This is a genomic window from Sphingobium sp. FG11 (genome assembly GCF_057809915.1).
In genome coordinates, this window is the sequence record NZ_JBMDKW010000004.1 from 233,344 (window position 1) to 256,931 (window position 23,588).

The following is a 23,588-nucleotide window of genomic DNA, read 5'->3' on the forward strand; positions in this document are numbered from 1 at the left end:
AAGGCGGCACCAGCCCTCATCCCCTTTCAAAACAGGTTGAGCGGGATTTTGAGGTAGCGGGTGCCGTTGCCCGCCGGTTCGGGCAGGCGTCCGCCGCGTATATTGACCTGAATGGACGGCAGGATCAGCTTGGGCATGCCGAGCGTCGCGTCGCGGGCGGTGCGCATGGCGACGAAGCCGTCCTCGTCGATGCCGTCATGGACATGCACATTGGCGTCGCGCTGGCCGCCGATCGTCGTTTCCCAGGCGAAAGAGTCGCGTCCCGGCGCCTTATAATCGTGGCACAGGAACAGCCGGGTCACGCGCGGCAGGGACAGCAGCCGCCGGATCGAGCGATGAAGCTGGCGCGCATCGCCGCCGGGGAAATCGGCGCGCGCGGTGCCATAGTCCGGCATGAACAGCGTATCGCCACAAAACAGCGCGTCGCCGACGACATAGGCGACGTCGGCTGGCGTGTGGCCCGGCACATGGAGAACCGTCACCGCGATATCGCCGATGTCGAAGCGGTCGCCATCGTCGAACAGGCGATCGAAATAGGCGCCGTCACGATCAATATCTGTGGCGAAATCCGCCGCCTGATCGAATATCCTGCCAAAAACCTGCTGAACGGTCGTGATCGCGCGCCCGATCGCCAGCCGGCCGCCCAATCGCTCCTGAAGATAGGGCGCGGCCGACAGATGATCGGCATGGGCATGGGTTTCCAGCAGCCAGGCGATCGACAATCCTTCGGCCTCGACATAGGCGATGATGGCGTCGGCGGAATGATGCGCCGTGCGGCCCGACGCGGCATCGAAGTCCAGCACCGAATCGATGATCGCCGCCTTGTGCGTGCGCGGATCATGCACGACATAGCTGGCGGTGAAGCTCGCTTCATCGAAAAAGCTGCGGATGACGGGGCGGTCGGCGGGGCAGGCGATCGCGGCGCGGATCGCGGTGGCCGCGACCGCCAGGGCGGCATCCTGATTCATGGCCGTCGGTTCTGGCATGCCAACCTCCCTGTTTATGGCGTCAGCATGCCTTAACGTCGTGCCTCCACGCAATCGCAATCGCACATTCTCCATCCAGCGCGCCGATAGGATTGCGTTAAGATTCTTCGTGGAAGATGGGTCATGGACAGACGCAGCGAAAAAAGCGGGCCGCAATCCATGTTGAGCGCGTTCAGAAGGCGGTCCGAAGCCGGACTGCCCGACGCGGTGTATCGCGATCTTCTCTCGACGCTTTTCACCATGCGGCTGGTGATCGTCGGTTTTGGCCTGCTCTACGGGGTGGTCGGCGCTCTCATCTACCTGAAATGGCACGACGAAGCGATCGCGGTGCTGACCTTTATCGCCATAGCGGTCACCGCCTTACGCGCCGCTGTGATCTCCTCCTATCATCGGGCGGGCGGTGCGGCGCAGCCGATTGCGGACCTCAAACGGTGGGAATGGCGCTACGCCAGCCTGACCTATATCTTCGCACTGTTGCTGGCGTGCCTCAACATCCGCGCGCTGATGGCGCATGAACCCCTCGTTCATATCAGCACGATCAGTCTGGTGTTCACCTTCGGCGCGGGCATCGTTTCCCGCAATGCGGGGCGACCCAAGCTGTGCGTGATCAGCCTCGCCCTCGCCGTCTTCCCGACCGCTGTCGCGATGCTGGTCCATGCCGCGACCGAAACCGATCAGCCGTTCCACGCCGAATTCTTCATTTTCGAGGCGCTGCTGCTGCTCGCGGTAGTCGCCATGAGCCTGGGTTCCGTCAGGCATCTCTACAGCGCGGCGGTGGACCATCTGACCACCAAGCATGATCTGGCCAAGCTCGCCCGCTTCGATCCGCTGACCGGCCTGCCCAATCGCCTGATGTTGCGGGAATCCTTTCAGTCAGGCCTACGATCCTCGCAGCAGTCCGCCAGCCAGCTGGCCATCCATTATCTCGATCTGGATGGTTTCAAGGCGATCAACGATCGTTACGGGCACCCGACCGGCGACAGGCTGTTGCTGGAAGTCGCCCAAAGGCTGAGTTCGACCGTACGATCCAGCGATGTCGTGTCCCGGCTGGGCGGCGACGAATTTCTTCTGATCCAGGCCGATGTGCAGCATCAGGATCAGGCCGGATTGCTTGCCCGCCGCGTCATCCGCCAGCTGAGCGAACCCTATGTGATCGATGGCGCCGAAATGCGCATCAGCGTCAGCGTGGGCATCGCCCTGGCCCCGGAATTCGGGATTGACATGGAGCGCCTGATCGCTTGCGCCGACGCGGCGCTCTATCGTTCGAAGGCCAGGGGCAAGGCGCAGGCGCAGTTCTGCGTGGCGGAGGATTACAGCGACGTAGGGCGCGCCGTCGCCTGAGCAGCCGGGATCGAACACCGCGTTAATACATTTATCGCCCGCATGTCAGGATGACGTCAGCTACGCCGGGCATGTTTCCGTGAAACCCCTTTCTCAGCGCCTGAGAAATGTGTCGCGGGAGATTATGGAACATGGGTTCCGAACCAATAGAGCCACAGAAATCGATGCGACTGTCGCGGCGCAACGCATGGATCATGGTGGGGCTGGTTAGCGTCATGATCCTCGCGGCATGGATGCTGACGAAGGCCCATCCGGGGACCCGCGCCGCAGCAAACGACCGTCCTCCGGCCACGGTCGGCGTTGCCCGCGCCGGACAGGCCGATGTGCCGGTGACAGTGACCGCGATCGGCACGGTTCAGCCCGTCACCAGCGCCACGGTCCACACCCAGGAAGCAGGGGTCTTGTTCGGCATCCATTTCACCGAAGGTCAGATGGTGCGGAAGGGCCAGTTGATCGCCAACATCGATCCCCGCCCCTATCAACTGGCGCTGGAGCAGGCCGAGGCGGGTCTCGCGCGCGATACGGCGCAGCTTGCCGCAGCGCGCGTCGATCTCCATCGCTACCAGACCCTGCTTTCGCAGGATAGCATCGCGCATCAGCAGGTGGACAGCCAGAGCGCGCAGGTGAAACAGCTCGAAGGAACGGTGGCGGTGGACCGGGCAGCCATCGGCACGGCGCGGCTGAACCTGCAATATAGCGCGATCACCGCGCCTGTTTCCGGCCGGATCGGCCTGCGTCAGGCCGATCTTGGCAACTATGTCACGCCCAGCGACGCCAATGGCATCGCTGTCATCACCGTGACCCGGCCGATCGACGTCGCCTTCACCCTGCCGCAGGATGACATATTGGAGATAAAGGGCAGGACGGCCATGGCCGTCGCAGCGCGCGACCAGAGCGGCCAGCGGATCATCGCGCAGGGGAATTTCCTGACGCTCGATAATGTGGTGGATCTTTCGACGGGCACGGTCCGGGCAAAGGCGCGCTTTGCCAATCAAGACGACGCCCTGTTCCCCAATCAGTTCGTCAATGTCTCCTTCGCGACCGATACGCTCCGCCACGCCGTCATCGTGCCCATAAGCGCGGTACGGCACGGCCCGCACGGAGATTTCGCCTTCATCCTCCAGCCTGACCGGACGGTCAGGCTGCGCCCTGTTAAAACGGGGCCGCAGACGGACGGCAACATCGTCATCCTGTCCGGCATCAGGCCGGGGGAAACCGTCGTGACGGAAGGAGCGGATGGGCTGGATGACAAGTCCCACGTCCGCCTGCCGGGCAATATGGGCAATCGAGGAAAGCACGGCGCGAACGAGCGGAATCGCTGATCCATGGCCGCGCCCGATTCCTCGATCCCGCTGGCGAATCCGTCGCGGCAGTTCATCCTGCGTCCGGTAGCGACGACATTGCTGATGGCCGCGATCATGCTGGCGGGACTGGTAGCGTGGCGCTTCCTGCCGGTGTCGGCGCTACCAGAAGTCGACTATCCGACGATCCAGGTCACAACCCTCTATCCCGGCGCCAGCCCGGATGTCGTGGCCGTGACGGTGACCAGCCCGCTGGAGCATCAGTTCGGCCAGATGGCGGGTCTGTCGCGCATGTCCTCCGCTTCCTCGGCGGGGGCGTCCACCATCACCCTGCAATTCAAGCTCGACCTCTCGCTGGACGTCGCCGAGCAGGAAGTGCAGGCCGCCATCAACGCCGCCGGAACATTGCTGCCGTCGGACCTGCCCGCACCGCCCGTCTATGCCAAGGTCAATCCGGCCGACGCGCCGATCTTCAGCATCGGCGTCACCTCCGCCACCCGTCCGCTGGCGGAGGTGGAAAATCTGGTGAGCGAAAGACTGGCCAACAAGATCGGCGAGATGCCGGGCGTCGGCCTCGTCTCCCTCTCCGGCGGGCAACGTCCCGCGATCCGTATCCAGGCTGACATGGAAGCGCTGGCGGCGCGCGGGATATCGCTCGACACGCTGCGCGCGATCATCGCCGCCGCCAATGTCAACGGCGCCAAGGGCAGTTTCGACGGCCCCACCAAAAGCTGGTCGATCGACGCCAATGACCAGCTCGCCACGACGGACGCCTATCGCTCCCTCGTCATTGCCTATCGCGGTAATGCGCCGGTGCGGCTGGGCGATGTCGCGCGGATCGTGCAGGCGTCGGAAAACCGGCTGGTCGAGGCGTGGATGAACCGCACCCCGGCCATCATCGTCGATGTGATGCGCCAACCGGGCGCCAATGTGATCGGCACGGTGAACGCGATCAAGGCGGCCCTGCCCGATCTGGAACGCCAGCTTCCGGCCGATGTCCACATGACCGTCCTGTCCGACCGGACGGTCGGCATCCGCGCCTCCGTCAGCGATGTCGAATGGGATCTGGCACTGGCGGTGCTGCTGGTGATGCTCGCGATCTTCCTGTTCCTGGGCAATCCGCGCGCCACGGCCATCGCCAGCATCACCGTGCCGCTGTCGCTGATCGGCAGCTTCGCGGCGCTCTATTTCCTGGGCTATTCGATCAACAACCTGACCCTGATGGCGCTGACCATCGCATCGGGTTTCGTGGTGGACGACGCTATCGTCGTGCTGGAAAATGTCGATCGCCATCTGGAAAGCGGACTCCCGCCGATGGAGGCCGCTCTCAAGGGCGCGAGCGAGATCGGCTTCACGATCATCTCGCTGACCGTCAGCCTGGTCGCGGTGCTGATCCCGCTGCTGTTCATGGGCGACATTGTCGGGCGGTTGTTCCGTGAGTTCGCGGTTACGCTGGCGGTGACGATCCTGATATCGGCACTGGTCGCGCTGACGATGGTGCCCATGCTGTCCGCCCGCTGGCTGAAGCCATCCGAAGGCGCGTCCCACCCGCGCATCGTCGGCTGGACGCTGGCGGCGTTCGACCGGCTGTCGGACCATTATGCCGCCGCGCTCGACTGGACGCTGGAGCGACGCCGGGGAATGCTGGTGCTTTTCGGTGTGACGATGGCGCTCACGGCGCTGCTCTTCGCGATGATACCAAAATCCTTGTTCCCGGTACAGGATAGTGGCCAGATCCAGGCGGTCGTCGTCGCCAGCCAGGATGTCAGCCTGTCCCGCATGGCCGCGCTCCAGACCCGGCTTGCCGATGTCCTGCTGGCGGACCCTGCCGTCGCAAGCCTCAGCTCCAATATCGGCGTGGACGGACAGAATATGGCGCTCAGCCAGGGGCGCATGCTCATCAACCTCAAGGCCAAAGGGCAGCGCGACAGCCAGTCCGCCATCATGGAAAGGCTGCAACGGGCCGCCGCAGGCGTAGCGGGCGTCACCCTGTATCTGCGCCCGGTGCAGGACCTGACCATCGATATGGGGAACGGCCCCACCCAGTATCGCTTCGCGCTTCAAGGCAGCGACCAGCGGGAAATCGCCGTCTGGACCCGGCGTCTGACCGACGCATTGCGCAAGGAACCCGCGCTGCGGACCGTCACCTCCGACCTGCTGGATCGGGGCGCGAGCGTCACCGTCCAGATCGACAGGGACAGCGCCGCACGGCTGGGCATCAGCGCCGCCGCCGTCGACAGCGCGCTTTACAACGCATTTGGTCAGCGCATCGTGTCGACTATCTTCACCCCCGCTGACCAATATCGGGTGATACTTGAAAGCCGCCCGGATGCTCAGGGCGGCTTGGCCGAACTGGGGCGCATCTATGTGCAGGCGAGCAACGGCACCTCCGTCCCCCTGGGCGCAGTCGCCCGCTTCCACACAGGCATGGCGCCGCAGCTCATCTCCCGCGTCGCGCAATTTCCGGCCGCAACCATCGGCTTCGATCCGGGGACCGGAACGTCGCTCGGCGGTGCTGTCCGCCGCATCGTGGCGGTGGAGCGCGAGATTGGCCTTCCACCAAGCATCTCGACCCATTTCACCGGCGCGGCCGACGCTTTCCGCGCATCCCTGTCGAATGAGCTGTGGCTGATCCTGGCGGCGCTGGTCACGGTCTATATCGTGCTGGGCGTGCTCTACGAGAGCTTCATCCACCCGCTCACCATCCTGTCGACCCTGCCCGCCGCCGGAATCGGTGCACTGATGGCGCTGTGGCTGGCGGGCATGGGGCTGGGCGTGATCGGGATCATCGGCATCGTCCTGCTGATCGGCATCGTGAAGAAGAACGCGATCATGATGATCGACTTCGCCCTTCAGGCGCAACGGCTGGAGGGCAAGGATGCCGAAACCGCCATTCGTCAGGCGGCCCGGCTGCGCTTTCGGCCGATCATGATGACGACCTTCGCCGCCCTGTTCGCCGCGCTGCCGCTGATCTTCGGCGGCGGCATCGGATCGGAACTGCGCGCGCCGCTGGGCCTCGCCATCGCGGGCGGTCTGATATTGAGCCAGGCCCTCACCCTCTTCACCACGCCCGCCATCTTCCTCTGGTTCGAAGCCATGGCGGCTCGGCGAGGACGGAGCATGCAGGCCGGGCCGGCGCAGGCCCCCGCATGAACCTTTCCGCCCCCTTCATCCGGCGGCCGGTCGGCACCATCCTCATGACGATCGGTCTCGCGCTTTCGGGCGCGGTGGCGTTCTTTCTGCTGCCGGTGGCGCCGCTGCCCGACATCGATCTGCCCATCGTGACGGTTCAGGCCAGCCTGTCGGGGGCCAGCCCTTCGACCATGGCGTCGACGATCGCATCCCCGCTCGAACGGCGGCTCGGCACGATCGCGGGCGTGGACGAGATGACCTCGCAATCCTCCACCGGGTCGGCGCGCGTCACGCTTCAGTTCGATCTCAGCCGCGATGTGGACGGCGCGGCGCGCGATGTGCAGGCCGCGATCAATGCGGCCCGCGCCGACCTGCCCGCGACACTGCGCGCCAACCCCACGTACCGCAAGGCGAACCCGGCGGAAGCCCCGGTCCTCATTCTGGCCCTCACCTCCCGCACGCGCAGCCCGGCGGCGATCTTCGACGCGGTTTCGACCATCGTGCAACAGCGGCTGCTCCAGGTGGAAGGAGTGGGCGATGTGGAGCTGGGCGGGGGCGCATTGCCCGCCGTCCGGGTCGATCTCAACCCGCTGGCGCTCGCCCGTTATGGCATCGGGCTGGAAGATGTCCGCGCCGCCCTGTCCTCCAACAGCGCGAACCGCCCGCGCGGGCTGGTGCAGGGCCATGGACTGGCATGGCAAATCTACAGCGACAGGCCGGGTCAGCATGCCGCCGACTATCGGTCCGTCATTATTGGCTGGCGGAACGGTGCCGCGATCCGTCTGAACGACGTCGCAAGCGTCACCGATGGGCCGGAGGATGTCCGGACCATGGGCCTGTATAATGGCGAGCGGGCGGTACTGGTTATCATCACGCGCCAGCCGGGCGCCAATATCGTATCCACCGTCGATGCGGTGAAGGCGCAGATTCCCGGCCTTGCCGCCACTATCCCGGCCGATATCCAGGTGCATGTCGCCTCCGATCGCACCACCACCATCCGCGCATCGCTGCGTGAAGTGGAGGTGACGCTGCTGATCGCGACAGTGCTGGTCGTGGTCGTGACCAGCCTGTTCCTGCGGTCCATCCGCGCGGCGGCCGTCCCCGCCGTCGCCGTCACCGTCTCGTTGCTGGGCACGCTGGGCGTGATGCTTCTGCTCGGATTCTCGCTCGACAATCTCTCGCTGATGGCGCTGACCGTCTCGACCGGCTTCGTGGTCGATGATGCGATCGTGGTGCTGGAAACGATATCCACCCATGTCGAGCAGGGCGTCGCGCCGCTGACCGCCGCCCTGAACGGCGCGCGGGAGGTGGGCTTCACCGTGTTGTCCATTTCGATCAGCCTGATCGCGGTGTTCGTGCCCCTGCTGTTCATGAGCGGGATGATCGGCGAACTGTTCCGCGAATTTGCCGTGACCATGGCGGTGGCGGTGGCGATCAGCCTGGTCATATCGCTCACCACCACACCCGTGATCGCGGCGCTGGTGCTGCGCGGGACGGATAAGCCCGCGCGGATCGCCCGCATGCTGGACGAAGGCTTCGATCGGGTGCGGCGCTTCTATGCCCGTAATCTCGACTGGGCGCTGGCCAACCGGGGCGCGATCCTGATCCTGCTGGCGGGGATGGTCGTGCTGAACGTCACTTTGATCGAACGCCTACCCAAAGGTCTGTTCCCCGAGCAGGATACCGGCGCGTTGCAGGGCGGCATAAGGGCCGACCAGAGCATTTCCTTCCACGACCTTCAGACCAAGCTGACGCGCGCCGTCGGCATCATCAAGCGCGATCCGGGCGTCGCGGCCGTCGTCGCCTTCAGCGGCGGCACGCGTGCGGGCGGCGGATTTCTGTTCGTCTCCCTGAAACCGAAGGGCGAGCGCGATTCCAGCCGCGCGATCATCACGCGGCTCCGCCCCAAACTGGCGCATCTGAGCGGCCTGTCCGTCTACCTCAACCCGGTGCAGGATCTGAGGACCGGCGGGCGCAACGCCAACAGCAGTTACCAGTTCACCCTGAAGGCGGATTCGCACGCCACGCTCCGGGCGGCGGGGGCGCGGCTGGTGGCGCTGATGAAACAACAGCCGCCCTTTACCGACGTCGATATCGATCAGCAGGATGCCGGCGCCCAGACCTTCGTGACGGTCGATCATGACGCGGCCGCCCGGCTGGGCGTACCCATTCAGGCGATCGACAACGCGCTTTACGACAGTTTCGGGCAACGGCAGGTGGCGAACATCTATTCCGGGCTGAACCAATATCATGTGGTGATGGAGGTCGCGCCTGACTTCCGGCGATCGCCCGCGGCGCTGACGCAGGTCTATGTGCCGGTCGGGCAAGCCGTCGCGGGCAGCGCGCCGGGTTCCACGCCCGTATCGCGCACCGGCTCTGCCGACGCTTCCGTCGGGAGCGCGATCAACGTCGTCCCGACGACCATGGCGCCCCTTTCCGCTGTGGCGCGCTGGCAGCCTTCCTCCACCCCCGCTCAGGTCAATCACGACGATGGAGAGCCGTCGGCCACCATTTCCTTCAATACCGCCAATGGCTATTCGCTGGGACAGGCGGCCGATGCGCTGCGGCAGATCATGGAGACGGGCGGCTTCCCGCCTACGGTTCATGGCGGGTTCGCGGGCACGGCGAAGGTCTTTCGCCAATCCACCGCGACTCTTCCGCTGCTGATCGGGGCAGCGCTGCTCACCATCTATATCGTCCTTGGCATTCTTTATGAGAGTGCGATCCATCCGCTGACGGTGCTGTCCACCATTCCCTCGGCAGGGGTCGGCGCGGCGATCGCGCTGATGGCGACGGGCGAGCAATTCGACCTGATCGCCATCATCGGCGTCATCCTGCTGATCGGTCTGGTCAAGAAGAATGCGATCATGATTATCGACGTGGCGCTCGATCTGGAGCGATCCTTCGGACTGGCGCCCGAAACAGCGATACGGGAGGCCTCATTGATGCGGCTGCGCCCGATATTGATGACGACCGCCGCCGCACTGCTTGGCGCGCTGCCCTTGGCGATCGGATTCGGTGACGGGGCGGAATTGCGGCGACCGCTGGGGGCCGCGATCATCGGCGGCCTGCTCGCCAGCCAGTTGCTGACGCTACTCACCACGCCGGTCGTCTATCTCGCGCTCGACCGTTTCCGCAGGCGGGGACCGCATGAGGCGATATTCGCCCGCCGCCGCGCGACCGAACCCGACTGGAGACCCATATGATGAAAGCCCGCCGCGCGATCGCTCCGGTCCTTCTGGCCGCCACGCTGCTGTCAGGATGCAATCTTGCGCCAGCCTATCGGCATCCCTCCACAGCGCCCGTTCCCGCCGCCTTCAAGGAGATGCCCGGATGGCGCAGCGCCGCCCCCGCCGATGCGGTCGCGCGCGGAAACTGGTGGGAGTTGCTGGGCGATCCGGTGCTGTCCGGGCTGGAGGCGAAGCTCGTGGTTTCGAACCAGAACCTCGCCGCCGCCAGAGCCGATTTCGATCAGGCGCAGGCCATGGTGCGCCAGCAGCGCGCCGCCCTGTTTCCCAGCGTGAACCTCAATGGCAGGGGCATGGATGAACGGACCTTCGGCTCCAGCGACAATGGGGGATCGACCAATGGCGGCAGCACGGGCGGCAGCGCGGGCAACACCACCAGTGGGGGAACCGGCGGCAATGCCTTTCAGTTCGCGCTCGGCGCAAGCTGGCAGCCGGACCTGTGGGGCGCGCTCGGCAATGGCGTCAGCCAGGCCGGGGCGCTGGCGCAGGCGAGCGCAGGCGACCTCGCCAACGCCACCCTGTCGGCGCAGGGCGAACTGGCGCTCGATTATGTCCAGCTACGCGGCCTGGACGAGCAGAAGCGCCTGCTCGATGTCACAGCCGCCGACTATGGCCGTGCGCTGGCCATCACCACCAATCGCTACAAGGCGGGCATCGCCGCACGGTCCGATGTGGATCAGGCCCAGACCGCCCTTTCCAACGCACAGGCGCAGGCGAAGGACCTCGTGCGGCAACGGGCCGCGCTGGAACATGCGATAGCGGTGCTGGCTGGCGAAAACCCATCGACCTTCTCTCTTCCGCAGCAATCATGGAACCCGATCGTCCCGCAAGTGCCTGCCCTGTTGCCATCGCAACTGCTTGAGCGCCGCCCCGATATTGCGGCGGCCGAGCGGCGCGTTGCGGCGGCCAACGCCAATATCGGCATTCAGCGGGCGGCGGGCTTTCCGCTGATCGGCCTTTCCGCCAATGTCGGAACCGGCAATAATTCCGTTTCGAACCTCTTCCAGGCCGGGACATCGGCCTGGTCTTTCGGCCTGACGGGCCTGTTGAGCCTGCTCGATTTCGGTGCGAACAAGGCCAAGGTGGCGGGCGCCCGCGCGGGGTGGGAACATACGGTCGCGCAATATCGTCAGACCGTGCTCGGCGCGTTCCAGCAGACGGAGGACCAGCTCGCCGCCGTGCGGGTCCTGCTGGACGAAGCGGATGACCGGACCGCAGCCGCCACCGCCGCCGGTCAGGCGGAGACGGTGGCCCGCAACCAGTATCTCGCCGGAACCATCAGCTATTCCGATGTGATCGTCGCCCAGACGACGGCCCTCAATGCCCGCATTGCCCAGATCCAGCTCGTGGCCGACCGGCAGGTGGCGGCGATCTCGCTGATCGAGGCGGTGGGCGGCCATTGGGACGGTGCGTGAACGCGAGACCCGCATGTCAGCCCCGTGTAAGCCAAAGCGGCTATCCTGAGCCAAGCCAACAGCCAGGGACAATCCGATGCTGAAGCACATTATATGGCCCGCCGCAGGCGCATGCGCCGGCTTGCTCCTTATGCCCGCTGCCGCACCCGCGCAGCCCCCTCCTCCCATTGCCGCACCGCCGGCGATGTATCCGCCGCCGCCGGAACCGCTGGTGCCGCAAGCCTACGATCCCGCTATGCCGCCGCCGGAACCGCCCGGCTATCAGCCCGGCTCCCCCGACCCGGCGATGCGGGCATGGGATGATCGCTATGCCGCCAACGCCCAACTATGGGCGCGCGACAATTGCGTGCGCTCCCATGGGGATACAGCTACCGGCGCGGTCATCGGCGGCGTGCTGGGGGCGCTGATCGGTTCGGGTCTGCAAGGCCGGCACGATCATGGGGCGGGCACGCTTGCGGGGGCGGCGCTGGGCGCGGCAGGGGGAGCGGCAGTCGCCAGCAATAGCGCAGGCAACGCGACCAGCCCAGGATGCCCGCCGGGCTATGTCGTCCGGCGCGAGGCACCGGCCTATGCCTATGATGAACCCGGATATTATTATGCCGCGCCGGTATGGTATCGGCCGTGGGTCTTTGTAGACGGTACATGGTCCTACCGTCCTTATCCCTATCATGACTGGTATTACCGCGCCTATCGGCTGCCGCCCGCCCCCTATCGCGTCGACCATCGCCGCCGGGATTCAGGCTGGTATCGCCGTTGAACCATGGGAAGAGGCCCCTCCTGTCCAATTTGTAAGGGGCGGACAATCTTCCGGTAGCCTGCCCTGCCTGAAAAGCCGGGATGGGCGGGAGCCAGAGCGTAAAGGCAGAAATCATGCGTCTTTTGATCGTCGAGGATCATGCCGAACTGGCCGATGCGGTGAAGGACTCCTTCGCCAGGCGCAATATTCATTGCGAGGTCGCCCACGACGCCACGGATGCCGAACTGATGATCCGCGCGACGCGCTACGCGCTCGTCATTCTCGACCTCGGCCTGCCGGACGAAGACGGGTTGCAGTTGCTGCGGCGTTTGCGCGCGGCCCGGCGGTCGGAGCCGATCCTGATCCTGACCGCCCGCAGCGCGCTGGAAACCAAGGTCGAAGGGCTGCGTGCGGGGGCCGATGATTATATGCTCAAACCCTTTTATTTCGACGAATTGCATGCGCGGGTGCAGGCGATCCTGCGCCGTGACAGCGGACAGCTCCAGCATCGCATCACTGCCGCACCGCTGGAACTCGATCCCGACACCCGCCAGTTTCACAAACATGGTGAGCCTGTCGATATTCCCCTGCGCGAAGGCGAGATTCTGGAATTGCTGATGCGCCGCCTCAACCTCGTCGTGCCCAAACAGGTGCTGGAGGACCAGTTGTTCGGCTGCGGCGATGCGCTGGGTTCCAACGCGGTGGAAGTCTATGTCCACCGCTTGCGCAAACGACTGGAGATGGAAGCGGTGCCGCTCAATATCCAGACAGTGCGCGGCGTCGGTTATATGTTGCAGACGCCATGACGCGCTACGTGCCCCACACGCTGTACGGGCGGCTCGTCCTTGCGCAGCTCCTGCTGTTCGGGGCGGTCACGGTCCTGCTGCCGACGATCCTGCTGATCAATCTGCATCGAACCGCCGACGCCATGATCCTGCAACGCCTGCGGACCGACGCACAGCGGATCGAAATTGCGCTCGCGGGAGCACCGTCGCAACAGGGGCTGGATCAGGCGCTCGGCCCCTTTTATCATCGTGGCTGGGCGACGCGCGCCTATCGCGTGACCGGGGGCGATGGTGCCATCCTTTACGAAGGCGGCGCGCGGCGGAAGCTGGACCGTGCCCAGGCGCCGCTTCGGGAAACCGGGCTGACCCATCAGGGCAATCTCGACCTCATTCAGGAAAGGCCGACGGTCGGCGGCAAGCCTTATCGGATCGTCGTCGCGCAGGACCGGACCCACCCGGAGGTCATCGTCGATGACATTGTGGCCTCGTTCCTGCGGCGCACAATCTGGATCGTACCGCTCGTCTTTCTGGGCTCATTGCTCATCAGCCTGATCTTCTTCCGCCGCTTGACCGCGACCATGCGCCACGTCGCCAGGGATGCGGAGCGTATCGGCCCGGACAGCCTGGATCAGCGCCTGGCGGCCGTTCGCTTGCCGATGGAGGCGCGCAGCCTGGCCGAAGCGACGAACAGGGCGCTCGATAGGGTTGAACAAGGCTATCGGCGACAGACGAACTTCGTATCCAGTGTCGCGCACGAATTGAGAACGCCGCTGGCGCTGGTGACCTTACGCTGCGACGGATTGCCGGAAAGCGCCGACAAGGACGCGCTGCGCCGCGCGATCGACCAGGCGACTCACGTCGTTTCGCAGCTTATGGAACTGGCGGTCATTGAAGGGCATCCGTCGGTCATGGGGTCACTGGACCTGCGGACGATCGCACGGGAGACCGTGGAGGCCAGCGCGCCGCTGGTCTACCGTTCGGGCCGCACGATCGAAGCCATGTGCGACATGCCGACCGCGCCGCAGGTCAGGGGCAATGCAAATCTGCTCGGCATCGCTCTCACCAACCTCATCGACAATGCCGTCCGCCATACCCCGTCGGGGACGCATATCGTTGTCGCCGCGATGAAGGATGCCCTGTTCGTATGCGACAACGGGCCGGGCCTGACATGCGACGGCGAGGAGGGCAGCGACACCCGCTATCGCAGCGCATCGATCAAGCGCAGCGATAGCGCCGGTCTTGGCCTGGCCATCGTTCAGCGCATCATGGCCGCCATGAACGGATGCATGACGGTGTTTCCCGACGCGCCCGGAGCACATATCCGTCTCCGGCTGGACCGTGCCGAACCCGCCGCCGATCATTCCGCCTTCCTTTGGCCCGAAAGCCTGTCGGCGTAAGGCTGGACTTTTAACGGTTTTACGCAGGTCCGCTCCTGCCGAAAACTTGTCCCTCGCCTTTCCTAAGTCGCGTTCGATCTGCAAGCGGAGAAGCAAGATCCTCAGGGCGCGTCTTGAGCGAATTGACTGCTATTATCGGATTTAGTCTGTGGACGCGGACGCGGAACTAGGCGATGCCTTGATGTACCGGGGATGGTTTTGGCTCAGCCGGGTGCCTATTGGAGTGTCACATGGGCAAATATCTTCCGGGCTTTGGCAATCATGTTTCGACCGAGGCGATTGCCGGTGCGCTTCCGCTGGGCAGAAATTCGCCGCAGAAAGTGCCCTTCGGCCTTTATGCGGAGCAGCTTTCGGGCACCGCGTTCACCGCGCCGCGTAGCGAGAACCGGCGCAGCTGGCTCTATCGGATGCGACCGGCGGCGAGCCATGGGGCTTTTTCGGTTTATGAGGCGAACGCGCATTTCAACGCCGGGCCGTTCGCCGATCCGGTGCCGCCGAACCGGCTGCGCTGGGACCCGCTTACACCCGCCGACGGGCCGATCGACTTCCTCGACAGTCTGGTGACGATCGCGGGCAATGGCGATGCGGGCGCCGGCACGGGCATCGGCATCCACCTGTTTGCCGCCAATCGCGACATGGATCGCCGCGCATTTTTCTCCAGTGACGGCGAAATGCTGATCGTGCCCGCGTCCGGCCGGATGGAGATCAGGACCGAACTGGGCGTGATCGAGATCGAGCCGCAGCAGATCGCGGTCATTCCGCGCGGCGTGCGGTTCAGCGTGTTCCTGCCGGACGGTTCGGCGAGCGGCTATGTCTGTGAAAATCACGGCGCGTTGCTGCGCCTTCCCGACCTTGGGCCGATCGGCGCCAACGGCCTCGCCAATCCGCGCGATTTCGAGGTGCCGGTGGCCGCGTTCGAGGATATCGACGCGCCGTTCGAGATCGTGCAGAAATTTGCCGCCCGCCTGTGGACGACGCAGCTAGACCATTCGCCGTTCGATGTCGTCGCCTGGCACGGCAATCTCGCGCCCTATCGCTACGATCTGCGCCGGTTCAACAGCATCAATACGGTGAGTTACGACCATCCCGATCCCTCGATCTTCACCGTGCTGACCAGCCCCAGCGATACGCCCGGAACCGCCAATATAGACTTCGTCATCTTCCCGCCGCGCTGGATGGTGGCGGAAGGCACGTTTCGGCCACCCTGGTTCCACCGGAACATCATGAGCGAGTTTATGGGGCTGATCCACGGCGCCTATGATGCGAAGGAGGGCGGCTTCGTGCCCGGCGGCGCGTCGCTGCACAATTGCATGAACGGCCATGGCCCGGACAAAGCCAGCTACGAAAAGGCGATCGCCGCCGATCTGAAACCGCACAAGATCGAAGAGACGATGGCGTTCATGTTCGAAAGCCGTTTCATCATCCGTCCCACCGCGCATGCGCTGGCCCTTCCCGAATGCCAGCCCGACTATGATGACGTCTGGTCGGGCTTTACCAAAGCGGAGTTGCCCCGATGACCGGCACGGCGATTGACGAAACGCATGATGCATCGCGGACGAGCTGGGTCGAAAGCGCGAACGGCCATGGCTGTTTCCCGATCCAGAATCTTGCCCTGGGGGTCTTTTCGGTGGCCGGAAACATGCCGTGCGGCGGCATCGCGATCGGTGACATGATCCTCGATCTGAAGGCGCTTGCGGTGTCGCCGCTTTTGCAGGGCGAGGCCCGGCTTGCGGCCGAGGCGGCGGCGGGCGAGCATCTCAACGCCCTGCTCGACAGGGGCGCGGAGGGTCGCGTCGCGCTGAGGCGGGCGGTGTCCGACCTGCTTTCCGACCCGGACCATCGCGCGCGCGTGGAACCGATGCTGATCGCCGCATCGACCGCGACCATGCATCTGCCCGCGCAGATCGGCGACTATACCGACTTCTATGTCGGCATCCATCACGCGACCAATATCGGGGCGCTGTTCCGGCCCGACAATCCGCTGCTGCCCAATTACAAGCATATCCCGATCGGCTATCACGGACGGGCATCGTCCATCCGGCCATCGGGCACGCCGGTCCAGCGTCCCAACGGTCAGCGCAAGGCCCCGGACGCGGACGCGCCGCTATTCGGGCCAACCCAGAAACTCGATTACGAACTGGAACTGGGCGTGTGGATCGGTCCCGGCAACGCGCTGGGCCAGCCCATCCCGATCGGCGAGGCAGGCGCGCATATCGCGGGCCTGTGCCTGCTGAACGACTGGTCCGCGCGCGATTTTCAGGCATGGGAATATCAGCCTTTGGGACCCTTTCTGGCGAAGAATTTCCTGACCAGCATCTCGCCATGGATCGTCACCGCCGAAGCGCTCGCACCATTCCGCATCGCGCAGCCGGCGCGGCCTTGGGGCGATCCCAAACCGCTTCCCTATCTGTGGGACGAGGCGGATCAGGCGCACGGCGCACTCGGGCTGACGCTGGACGTCGGGTTGCGCAGCAAGGCCATGGCCGACGCCGGAATGGGCGCGCATCGCATCGGGCGCGGCCCCGCGTCCAACATGTACTGGACGATCGCGCAGATGGTCGCGCATCACACGAGCAACGGCTGCAATCTCCAGCCGGGCGACCTGCTCGGCACTGGCACGATATCGGCATCGACCAGCGATGGTCTCGGCAGCCTGATGGAGATCACGCGCAACGGCTCCGCACCGATAGAACTGCCCACCGGCGAGACGCGCGCCTTCCTCGAAGGGGGCGACGAGCTGATCCTCACCGCGACATGCGAGGCGGACGGGTTCGTTCCCATCGGGTTCGGAGAGTGCGCCGGGCTGATCGTGGAGGGCGGCGCGTCATGATCCTGCACGGCTATTGGCGGTCGAGCGCCGCCTATCGCGTCCGGATCGCGCTCGGGCTGAAGGCGCTGCCGTTCGACCAGGTCGCGCATGATCTGCGGGCCGCCGCGCACAAGAGCGCCGGTTATGGCGTCATCAACCCGCAGCATTTCGTGCCGGCGCTGGAAACGGACGATGGCGCGGTCCTGATCCAAAGCCCGGCCATCCTCGAATGGCTGGAAGAGCGATATCCCTCACCGCCCTTGCTGCCGGATACCGCCGACGATCGCGCGATTGTCCGCGCCATGGCCGCCATGATCGGCTGCGATATTCATCCGCTCAATAATCTGCGGGTCCTGTCCAGCCTCAAGGCGGACCTGCACGCACAGCGGCCCCAGATCGACGCGTGGACCGCACGCTGGATCGGCGAGGGTTTCGCGGCGCTCGAGACGATGCTGGCGCGCCATTGCGGAGCGTTCGCATTTGGCGATGCGCCGACACTCGCCGATTGCTACATCGTTCCGCAGGTCTATTCCGCCCGGCGTTTCAACGTCGATCTGACGGCCTTCCCGCTGGTGCAGAAGATCGACGGCGCGGCGGCGCAACTCCCCGCATTCGCCGCCGCCCACCCCACGGCCCAGCCCGATGCCGACGTCTCCTAGACTGTGCGCCATTCCATGTAGCGGTGAGCATCCGCGTCCGTGATGGCATCGATGGGTTTCTTGTCGAAGAACGGGACGAAATAGCGTTCAACGAGCGGCCGGATCCGGTCGCCACGATCGTGCCTGACTTCACCGTCCAGCGCCAAGCGATCCATATGATCGAATTTCCGCCACCCAAGCGCCTGATGAGAGGATTGCCGAAAGGACGTTTGCACATCAACGATGCGATTGCTTCGCGAGGGGTCCGGGCAGCATTGTCGGCAGGATGGGATCCTGCGTCGCGAGGCAAATCCACGGTTTTCATGGTTGATGCCAACGGTGACTAAGGGGGCGTAAATCGTGCCCCCGCCATCGCAGCTATTAAAGGGATCGGTGGGCATCATGCCATGCGCCCGCTCATGTACCCCGGAAGCGGTCGGTCCGCATCTGAGAGACGGAATCGCCAGCAGACGTCTGCAAAGGGTCGGATCGGGAATGCTCACTTGACGGCATGGGGTGACAATGTACTTTGTTCCGCAAAGGAGACTCACGTTGTGAGTGACGTGGAACATGCCCTGTCTCAACTGGCCGACATTCGCACGCAGATGGCGGCGAGCGCGCGTTTTCGTGGAATGGCCCCAGAGGCGGTGGCAGGGACAGGTATTCTCGCCCTCGTAGCCGCTTTCCTGCAAAAGGGTTGGCCAGAGCAATTTCCCGGCGATCCCGTCAGCTTCACGCTGTTTTGGGTAATGGTCAGTGCGATCGCGGCAAGCGCAATCGCGATCGAAGCCTTTGGACGTGCCCACCGCCTGCATGGCGGCATGGCCGAGCGGATGATGCGCAGCACGTTGCGCCTGTTCGTCCCCTTTGGGGTGGTCGGCGGGCTGCTTACATTTGTCCTGCTGCGTACCGCGCCAGACGTCTGCTGGCTGCTTCCGGGCTTGTGGCAGATGCTGATCGCGCTGTTGGGCTTTGCTGCGGCTGTGACGAATTTGCCCCGTGTCGTCGCATGGGGCGCAGCGTGGTATCTGCTTTGCGCAACCGCCGTGCTCATGCTGGCTGGCCAGGATCATATGGCGACGCCGTGGATGATGGGCCTGCCATTCGGCATGGGTCAGTTGCTGATGGCAGGCCTGCTCCATCGCGCATCCGGGGATTTGTGATGACGGGTTCAGCGGGTCTTTATGCCTATGACGGGCTGGATCGCATCTTCCATGAAAGGGCGCGGCTTAGCATCGTCACATCGCTTGCCGGCTATGGCGACGGGCTTGGTTTCTCAGACCTCAAGTCGCTGTGCGGGCTGACAGACGGCAATCTCAGCCGCCACCTCCAGGTTCTGGAGGAAGCCGGCTTTGTCGCTCTGGAAAAAGGCTATGAAGGCAAACGCCCGCATACGCGCTGCAAGCTGACGGACGAAGGGCTGGGGCGGTTCGGCGAATATCTGACCGTGCTCGAGCAGGTGCTGAAGAAAGCATCGCAGGCCACGGCCGGGAAAACCGGCATATCCCCTCGGATATTGGAGAAGCCGGCATGAGGCGGGCCTTTTATGTGGCTATAAACTTTGTGGCACAAAGTTATTTGATTCGCCGAATGAATACTTCACTGACGATGCGACGGCAGTGCCGGACGATCGCAGTCCTGCTCCTGATCGCTGCCGTTGGGTTGGCCGTGGCAAACGCAGCCCACAGCACGCGATTTCTGGCCATCGGACTGGGGATCATGGCGCCGGGTGCAGGCTTCAGCGTACCGATATTCGTTGGCCCGAATGTCATCGGCCCCGCCATCGCCGTCGGCGGCACGGGTATAGCATTCATGATGGCTCTGATCCTGTGGTTCGGCACAGGTAATGTGCTGGCACCTATATTGGTCTGGATTGGCAGCGCGTTCGCCGCGGCCCTTGCTGCCGGGGACAGGGTAATTGCGCCGGTCGATATATCCTCCCTACTGCCGGTCGCTGGCAGCATGCCGGTGCTTGTCGCGCTGGCCCTGGTGGCAACGCGCGGCGGTAGGCCGTCCAAAGTAGCGGCTCCTGCTTCGGTCATGACTGCCGCCCCACGCACTGGCGAACTCGAAATGTCGGCGTTGCAACTCCAGCGCCTGCTGCTCGACCGCGCGCTCCAGCCCGTCGATCAGTTCGAGGGATTCGAATGGCGCGACCAGTTTCAGACGCCGGCGGTGCGCTACCAGGTGAACTTCCTGTCCTACGCGCTGTCGCTTTCACACGCGCATTTCTTACCTGCGTTCAGCGGTTACATGCTCGAGGCGCAGGAACTGCTGCTGGCGAAACAGAGCGATCGCCGCATGTGGCGCTACTGGGCATTGGAAAGCCTGTGGGGCCATCTGCGCCGGTCCGCCGATCCCGTGCCGCGTGACAACATCATGTATAGCGGCTTTGTCGCGGCGCAGATCGCTTATGCTGAGACCGCGGGCGGACGACCGATAGCGCGAGACAGCCATCTCGACCTGCGCATCGGCGCTCATCGATCATGCTACGACCTGCCGGCGCTGGTCGTCCTCCTCGTCGCGCAATATCGAAAGTCGCCCTGGGGCCTGCTGGCCTGCGAGCCGCACTGGATCTACCCGCTCTGTAACCTGATTACCGCCACGGCGATCCGCACCGCCGATGCTCGCTCGGGCGATACGAACTGGAGCGCGATAGCCCCGAAATTCCGCGACAGCCTGTTGACCGAGTTCATGACCCGAAACGGGCAGATGATCCCGTTCAAGTCGAGCCTTACCGGGATGGCCATGCCGATGGCCGGCGGCATCGTCATGCAGGCATTTCCCTGCCTGTTCCTCAACGGACTGTTCCCCGATCTCGCCGCCGCGCAGTGGAACCGGGTTCGCGCGCGGCTGGACCATGGACGTTGGGACCGCGCCTTCTGGCCGATCGATGTCGGCAACTACGGCTTCTCCCGCGCGTCCAGCCTTGCGGCAAGCGCAGCGGCTGCGGTGGAGATGGGCGATGGCGAAAGCGCCGAGGCAATGCTCGAGATGCTTGATCGACAATGTCCCTCGACGATTCTCGATGGCGTGCGTCATCGGCCCCGCGCTTCGCTCTGGGCGCATGCGCTGGAATTCGCCGCGCTGTGCAATCATCAGAACGGTCTTGCTGATCTGGTTGGCCACAGGTCAGAAGCGGCTGAAGGTCCGCATCTTGCCGAAGCCGATTATCCCGCCGTGCTCGTCGCCCGCGCGGTTGAAGATCGGGGGTGCCTCTCGCTCACCCTTTATCCCGGCGGTCGCGATAGCCTCCAACTGATCCGTCTGGCGGGGCTTCAGCCGGAACGTCATTATCGCGTCGAAGGACCTGCGCCGGGGCTGCTACGGGCCAGCGCAAGCGGTGAAGCCAGCCTGGCGGTCAATCTCGTCGGGCGAACCCCCTTGACGATCACGCCCCTTTCATGAGTGCGAAACCTTGATCTGCTGCACACTTCTTGCCGCGCTGATGGGCGCGGTCTGCTGGCCATGGCGCAGGTTCGTCCTGGCTCGCACCTCGCCCTTGACGTGGCGGCCCCATGCCCGAACCATTGCTGGACCACCGGAATTCAGCCTTTTCGCCCGACTGCGGAGTTTCGGATATGCGGCCGAAGGGCTGCGCTATCTGTTCCGCCACGAGCATAATGCGTGGATCCATCTGGCGGCGTCATCGGCCGCGATAAGCGCGGGCCTGGCGCTGCGTGTCAGCCTTTCCGACTGGCGGTGGCTGATCCTGTCCATCGCGCTCGTCCTCGCCGCAGAAGCCAGCAACACCGCCATCGAGCAGCTGTGCAACCTGGTGCACCCCGCGCGCCATCCCGTCGTGAAGCGTATCAAGGACGTGGCGGCCGGCGCAGTGCTCCTGTGCGCCATGGGCGCCGCCGCGATCGGCGCGATGACGCTTTGGCCATATCTCGCGGCCCGTGGCACGATAACCGTTTCCCTCTGTGGAGAGATGTCGGCCCTGAACAGGTTTTGCTGCACGGTATCCCGATCTCTGTAACCGAAAGCCGGAGTTAAAGGGGTTTGCTAAAGACGGTATAAACTCAACCCACTCCGCTACGAAATCCTCGTTACCGAGCGCCTGCGCAAAGAAATCGAGGATTGAAAACACGGGTGAGCGCGTCTACGGCGTGACCGAGCACAGCATGCCGTCGCAGCCGCGGTGGCTCATTTCGGTCAACGGAAGAGAGATATGTCCAAGGATACCCAGCAGCAGGTTTTCTGGGAACAGCAGAACCGATCCTTCAGCGAACCCACGCCGGCCTGCGACCTGTTGCATCCGGAGGCACGCGAGGGCGAGACCGATGCGGCGCTCACCGAGACGCAATATTTCGGATTCAGCGTTCCCGAGGAGCACATCCACGGCATGACGTATCTCTGGCACCACCCGAACCTCGGCGTCGTTAGCGGCGGAGTCTTTGCCTGGCGTGGCGTCAAGCGCGGCCCTCTGGAGGCAGAGCTGTTCGACATGGTAACCTTCGCCTCCGACGAATGCCTGGCCGGAGACCTCTACGACTACGAACTGCCCAACGGCTATCACGTCACGACGCAAGAGCCGATGCGCAAGCACCGGCTGCGCTACGCGGACACCAGCCGGGGGAACGCGCTCGACATCTCATACGAGGCGGTGATGCCGGCAATGGTGCTCGCTAACGGTCACCACCTCGAACAAGCGATGCGCACCACCGGCGAGCTGACCCTGGGGGGTAAGACTTACCCGGTCGAGGGGTTTAACGTCCGTGACCGCACCTGGTCAGAGCTGCGGCGGGATACGTTGCAGCCGGGGGGCATGCCGCCGATTGACTGGATGACGGGCACCTTCGGCGACGACTTCAGCTTCGGCTGCACCGCGCAGGACAACCTGGATACCAACCCGGACTGGAAGGGCGTCATCGAGGCGTCGCCCGGCGATCCCCTCAAGCTCGGCTGGGTGTGGCGCGACGGCAAGCTGATCCCGCTGGTCTCCTCACACAAGCGCAGCCGGCGTACGGCGGGCACCCTCTTCCCCGAAACCGTCGAGATGGAACTGACGGATGCCGATGGGCGGACCTACGAGATGAAGGGCACGATCCTTGCGGCCTGCCCCTGGTACCCGTGGCCCACGCTCGAGGCGGTCATCTGCTCGGTGCGATGGGAGTGCGAGGGCCGCACGGCCTATGGCGAAGTGCAGCGCGGACTGCGGCCCGATTACATCCGCGCCTTCCGGGGCAGGGTGTGAATACCGTGACCACTCCCGTTGCCGTCCCGCCCGATGCGCCGGACTCGCCCACCCCGTCAACATGACCTGCGATCCCAGGTCCGGTATCACCGTCAACTTCTCCAAGCTGGCATGCGCCTTCCTACTGGCCCGCCAGCCGACGATCCGCCTGGCGTAGGTATCGATGACGTGGGCGACGTGGGCGACGTGGGCGAAGCCTGCCCAGGTCGCGACGGAGGTAAAGTTTGACACCCACAATATGTTGGACGCTAGCGCAGCGAACGGATGGTTGACGTGGTCGCCGGGCATGGCGCGGCCCGATCGCAGATCTTCGTGCTAACCGGCTTCCCCGAATCACACCCGCCAAGCCCGTTTCGCGCATCATATGTTCATGGGTGCAGCGGGCGACGTGAGCGCCCTCCAGCATTCATCTGACGCCAGATCTTCCACACGCCATAAGCCGCCAAGTTCCCAGCGAACGCGTGGGCGATCTCGGGCTTGAGGGCGTAATCCCGCTGTCGGCTTCCGCTTTCTCCACCCACTCGTCACGCGCGTGAACCAGGCAGTGTTGATTGCCGTTGAGAAGTGACCCGGGGTTTTCATCGAGAAGTGACCCACCTT

18 protein-coding genes are annotated in these 23,588 nt (G+C 64.5%); 17 read left to right on the forward strand and 1 reads right to left on the reverse strand.

Annotated elements, in window-relative coordinates:
* Nucleotides 1-26 precede the first annotated feature (26 nt).
* Complete coding sequence (locus ACODSN_RS05530) at nt 27-986, reverse strand: MBL fold metallo-hydrolase (RefSeq protein WP_489053731.1); 960 nt, start codon at nt 984-986, stop codon at nt 27-29.
* A gap of 123 nt (nt 987-1,109) precedes the next feature.
* Between ACODSN_RS05530 and ACODSN_RS05535 the strand changes: the two genes are divergently transcribed.
* The 17 genes from ACODSN_RS05535 to ACODSN_RS05615 all read left to right on the forward strand — a co-directional run bounded on the left by ACODSN_RS05535 (nt 1,110) and on the right by ACODSN_RS05615 (nt 22,988).
* A complete protein-coding gene (locus ACODSN_RS05535) occupies nt 1,110-2,327 on the forward strand; it encodes a diguanylate cyclase domain-containing protein (protein ID WP_489053732.1) in 1,218 nt (405 codons plus the stop codon).
* A 131-nt stretch (nt 2,328-2,458) separates the two neighbouring features.
* The gene (locus ACODSN_RS05540; RefSeq protein WP_489053734.1) at nt 2,459-3,649 is read left to right on the forward strand and encodes an efflux RND transporter periplasmic adaptor subunit; all 1,191 of its coding nucleotides are present in this window, start codon (nt 2,459-2,461) and stop codon (nt 3,647-3,649) included.
* A 3-nt stretch (nt 3,650-3,652) separates the two neighbouring features.
* Entirely contained in the window at nt 3,653-6,781 is a 3,129-nt protein-coding gene (locus ACODSN_RS05545; protein WP_489053736.1) for an efflux RND transporter permease subunit, read from the forward strand.
* Nucleotides 6,778-9,966 carry an efflux RND transporter permease subunit gene (locus ACODSN_RS05550; RefSeq protein WP_489053737.1) on the forward strand — a complete coding sequence of 1,063 codons (3,189 nt, stop codon included), beginning with the start codon at nt 6,778-6,780 and terminating at the stop codon, nt 9,964-9,966. The genes ACODSN_RS05545 and ACODSN_RS05550 overlap by 4 nt, the downstream gene beginning before the upstream one ends.
* Nucleotides 9,963-11,423: an efflux transporter outer membrane subunit gene (locus ACODSN_RS05555; protein WP_489053738.1), complete on the forward strand. Its 1,461-nt coding sequence runs from the start codon at nt 9,963-9,965 to the stop codon at nt 11,421-11,423. Before ACODSN_RS05550 ends, ACODSN_RS05555 begins: the two co-directional genes overlap by 4 nt.
* A 130-nt stretch (nt 11,424-11,553) precedes the next feature.
* On the forward strand, nt 11,554-12,180 hold the full coding sequence (locus ACODSN_RS05560) for a hypothetical protein (RefSeq protein ID WP_489053740.1): 627 nt from the start codon (nt 11,554-11,556) through the stop codon (nt 12,178-12,180).
* A 113-nt stretch (nt 12,181-12,293) separates the two neighbouring features.
* Nucleotides 12,294-12,965, forward strand: a complete 672-nt coding sequence (locus ACODSN_RS05565) for a response regulator (protein WP_489053741.1) — start codon at nt 12,294-12,296, stop codon at nt 12,963-12,965.
* Entirely contained in the window at nt 12,962-14,341 is a 1,380-nt protein-coding gene (locus ACODSN_RS05570; protein WP_489053743.1) for an ATP-binding protein, read from the forward strand. The genes ACODSN_RS05565 and ACODSN_RS05570 overlap by 4 nt, the downstream gene beginning before the upstream one ends.
* Nucleotides 14,342-14,571: 230 nt before the next feature.
* Nucleotides 14,572-15,858: a homogentisate 1,2-dioxygenase gene (gene hmgA / locus ACODSN_RS05575; RefSeq protein WP_489053744.1), complete on the forward strand. Its 1,287-nt coding sequence runs from the start codon at nt 14,572-14,574 to the stop codon at nt 15,856-15,858.
* Nucleotides 15,855-17,171 carry a fumarylacetoacetase gene (gene fahA / locus ACODSN_RS05580; protein WP_489053746.1) on the forward strand — a complete coding sequence of 439 codons (1,317 nt, stop codon included), beginning with the start codon at nt 15,855-15,857 and terminating at the stop codon, nt 17,169-17,171. Before hmgA ends, fahA begins: the two co-directional genes overlap by 4 nt.
* A complete protein-coding gene (gene maiA, locus ACODSN_RS05585) occupies nt 17,168-17,809 on the forward strand; it encodes a maleylacetoacetate isomerase (RefSeq protein ID WP_489053747.1) in 642 nt (213 codons plus the stop codon). Before fahA ends, maiA begins: the two co-directional genes overlap by 4 nt.
* Nucleotides 17,810-17,889: 80 nt before the next feature.
* Nucleotides 17,890-18,135, forward strand: a complete 246-nt coding sequence (locus ACODSN_RS05590) for a hypothetical protein (RefSeq protein ID WP_489053790.1) — start codon at nt 17,890-17,892, stop codon at nt 18,133-18,135.
* Between the two features lie 207 nt (nt 18,136-18,342).
* On the forward strand, nt 18,343-18,951 hold the full coding sequence (locus tag ACODSN_RS05595; protein ID WP_489053748.1) for a hypothetical protein: 609 nt from the start codon (nt 18,343-18,345) through the stop codon (nt 18,949-18,951).
* The gene (locus ACODSN_RS05600) at nt 18,951-19,322 is read left to right on the forward strand and encodes a transcriptional regulator (protein WP_489053749.1); all 372 of its coding nucleotides are present in this window, start codon (nt 18,951-18,953) and stop codon (nt 19,320-19,322) included. Before ACODSN_RS05595 ends, ACODSN_RS05600 begins: the two co-directional genes overlap by 1 nt.
* A gap of 56 nt (nt 19,323-19,378) precedes the next feature.
* Nucleotides 19,379-21,196: a linalool dehydratase/isomerase domain-containing protein gene (locus ACODSN_RS05605; protein ID WP_489053750.1), complete on the forward strand. Its 1,818-nt coding sequence runs from the start codon at nt 19,379-19,381 to the stop codon at nt 21,194-21,196.
* 10 nt (nt 21,197-21,206) lie between these two features.
* Nucleotides 21,207-21,770 (forward strand): diacylglycerol kinase family protein, encoded by a 564-nt coding sequence (locus tag ACODSN_RS05610; protein ID WP_489053751.1) that lies wholly within the window; start codon nt 21,207-21,209, stop codon nt 21,768-21,770.
* Between the two features lie 192 nt (nt 21,771-21,962).
* The gene (locus tag ACODSN_RS05615) at nt 21,963-22,988 is read left to right on the forward strand and encodes a DUF7064 domain-containing protein (RefSeq protein ID WP_489053752.1); all 1,026 of its coding nucleotides are present in this window, start codon (nt 21,963-21,965) and stop codon (nt 22,986-22,988) included.
* Nucleotides 22,989-23,588: the final 600 nt, after the last annotated feature.

Excerpts from the sequence above, each read along its gene's own strand:
- ACODSN_RS05530 (WP_489053731.1), bottom strand. The coding sequence starts at position 986 with ATGCCAGAACCGACGGCCATGAATCAGGATGCCGCCCTGGCGGTCGCG.
- ACODSN_RS05535 (WP_489053732.1), top strand. The coding sequence starts at position 1,110 with ATGGACAGACGCAGCGAAAAAAGCGGGCCGCAATCCATGTTGAGCGCG.
- ACODSN_RS05540 (WP_489053734.1), top strand. The coding sequence starts at position 2,459 with ATGGGTTCCGAACCAATAGAGCCACAGAAATCGATGCGACTGTCGCGG.
- ACODSN_RS05545 (WP_489053736.1), top strand. The coding sequence starts at position 3,653 with ATGGCCGCGCCCGATTCCTCGATCCCGCTGGCGAATCCGTCGCGGCAG.
- ACODSN_RS05550 (WP_489053737.1), top strand. The coding sequence starts at position 6,778 with ATGAACCTTTCCGCCCCCTTCATCCGGCGGCCGGTCGGCACCATCCTC.
- ACODSN_RS05555 (WP_489053738.1), top strand. The coding sequence starts at position 9,963 with ATGATGAAAGCCCGCCGCGCGATCGCTCCGGTCCTTCTGGCCGCCACG.
- ACODSN_RS05560 (WP_489053740.1), top strand. The coding sequence starts at position 11,554 with ATGCCCGCTGCCGCACCCGCGCAGCCCCCTCCTCCCATTGCCGCACCG.
- ACODSN_RS05565 (WP_489053741.1), top strand. The coding sequence starts at position 12,294 with ATGCGTCTTTTGATCGTCGAGGATCATGCCGAACTGGCCGATGCGGTG.
- ACODSN_RS05570 (WP_489053743.1), top strand. The coding sequence starts at position 12,962 with ATGACGCGCTACGTGCCCCACACGCTGTACGGGCGGCTCGTCCTTGCG.
- hmgA (WP_489053744.1), top strand. The coding sequence starts at position 14,572 with ATGGGCAAATATCTTCCGGGCTTTGGCAATCATGTTTCGACCGAGGCG.
- fahA (WP_489053746.1), top strand. The coding sequence starts at position 15,855 with ATGACCGGCACGGCGATTGACGAAACGCATGATGCATCGCGGACGAGC.
- maiA (WP_489053747.1), top strand. The coding sequence starts at position 17,168 with ATGATCCTGCACGGCTATTGGCGGTCGAGCGCCGCCTATCGCGTCCGG.
- ACODSN_RS05600 (WP_489053749.1), top strand. The coding sequence starts at position 18,951 with ATGACGGGTTCAGCGGGTCTTTATGCCTATGACGGGCTGGATCGCATC.
- ACODSN_RS05605 (WP_489053750.1), top strand. The coding sequence starts at position 19,379 with ATGAATACTTCACTGACGATGCGACGGCAGTGCCGGACGATCGCAGTC.
- ACODSN_RS05615 (WP_489053752.1), top strand. The coding sequence starts at position 21,963 with ATGTCCAAGGATACCCAGCAGCAGGTTTTCTGGGAACAGCAGAACCGA.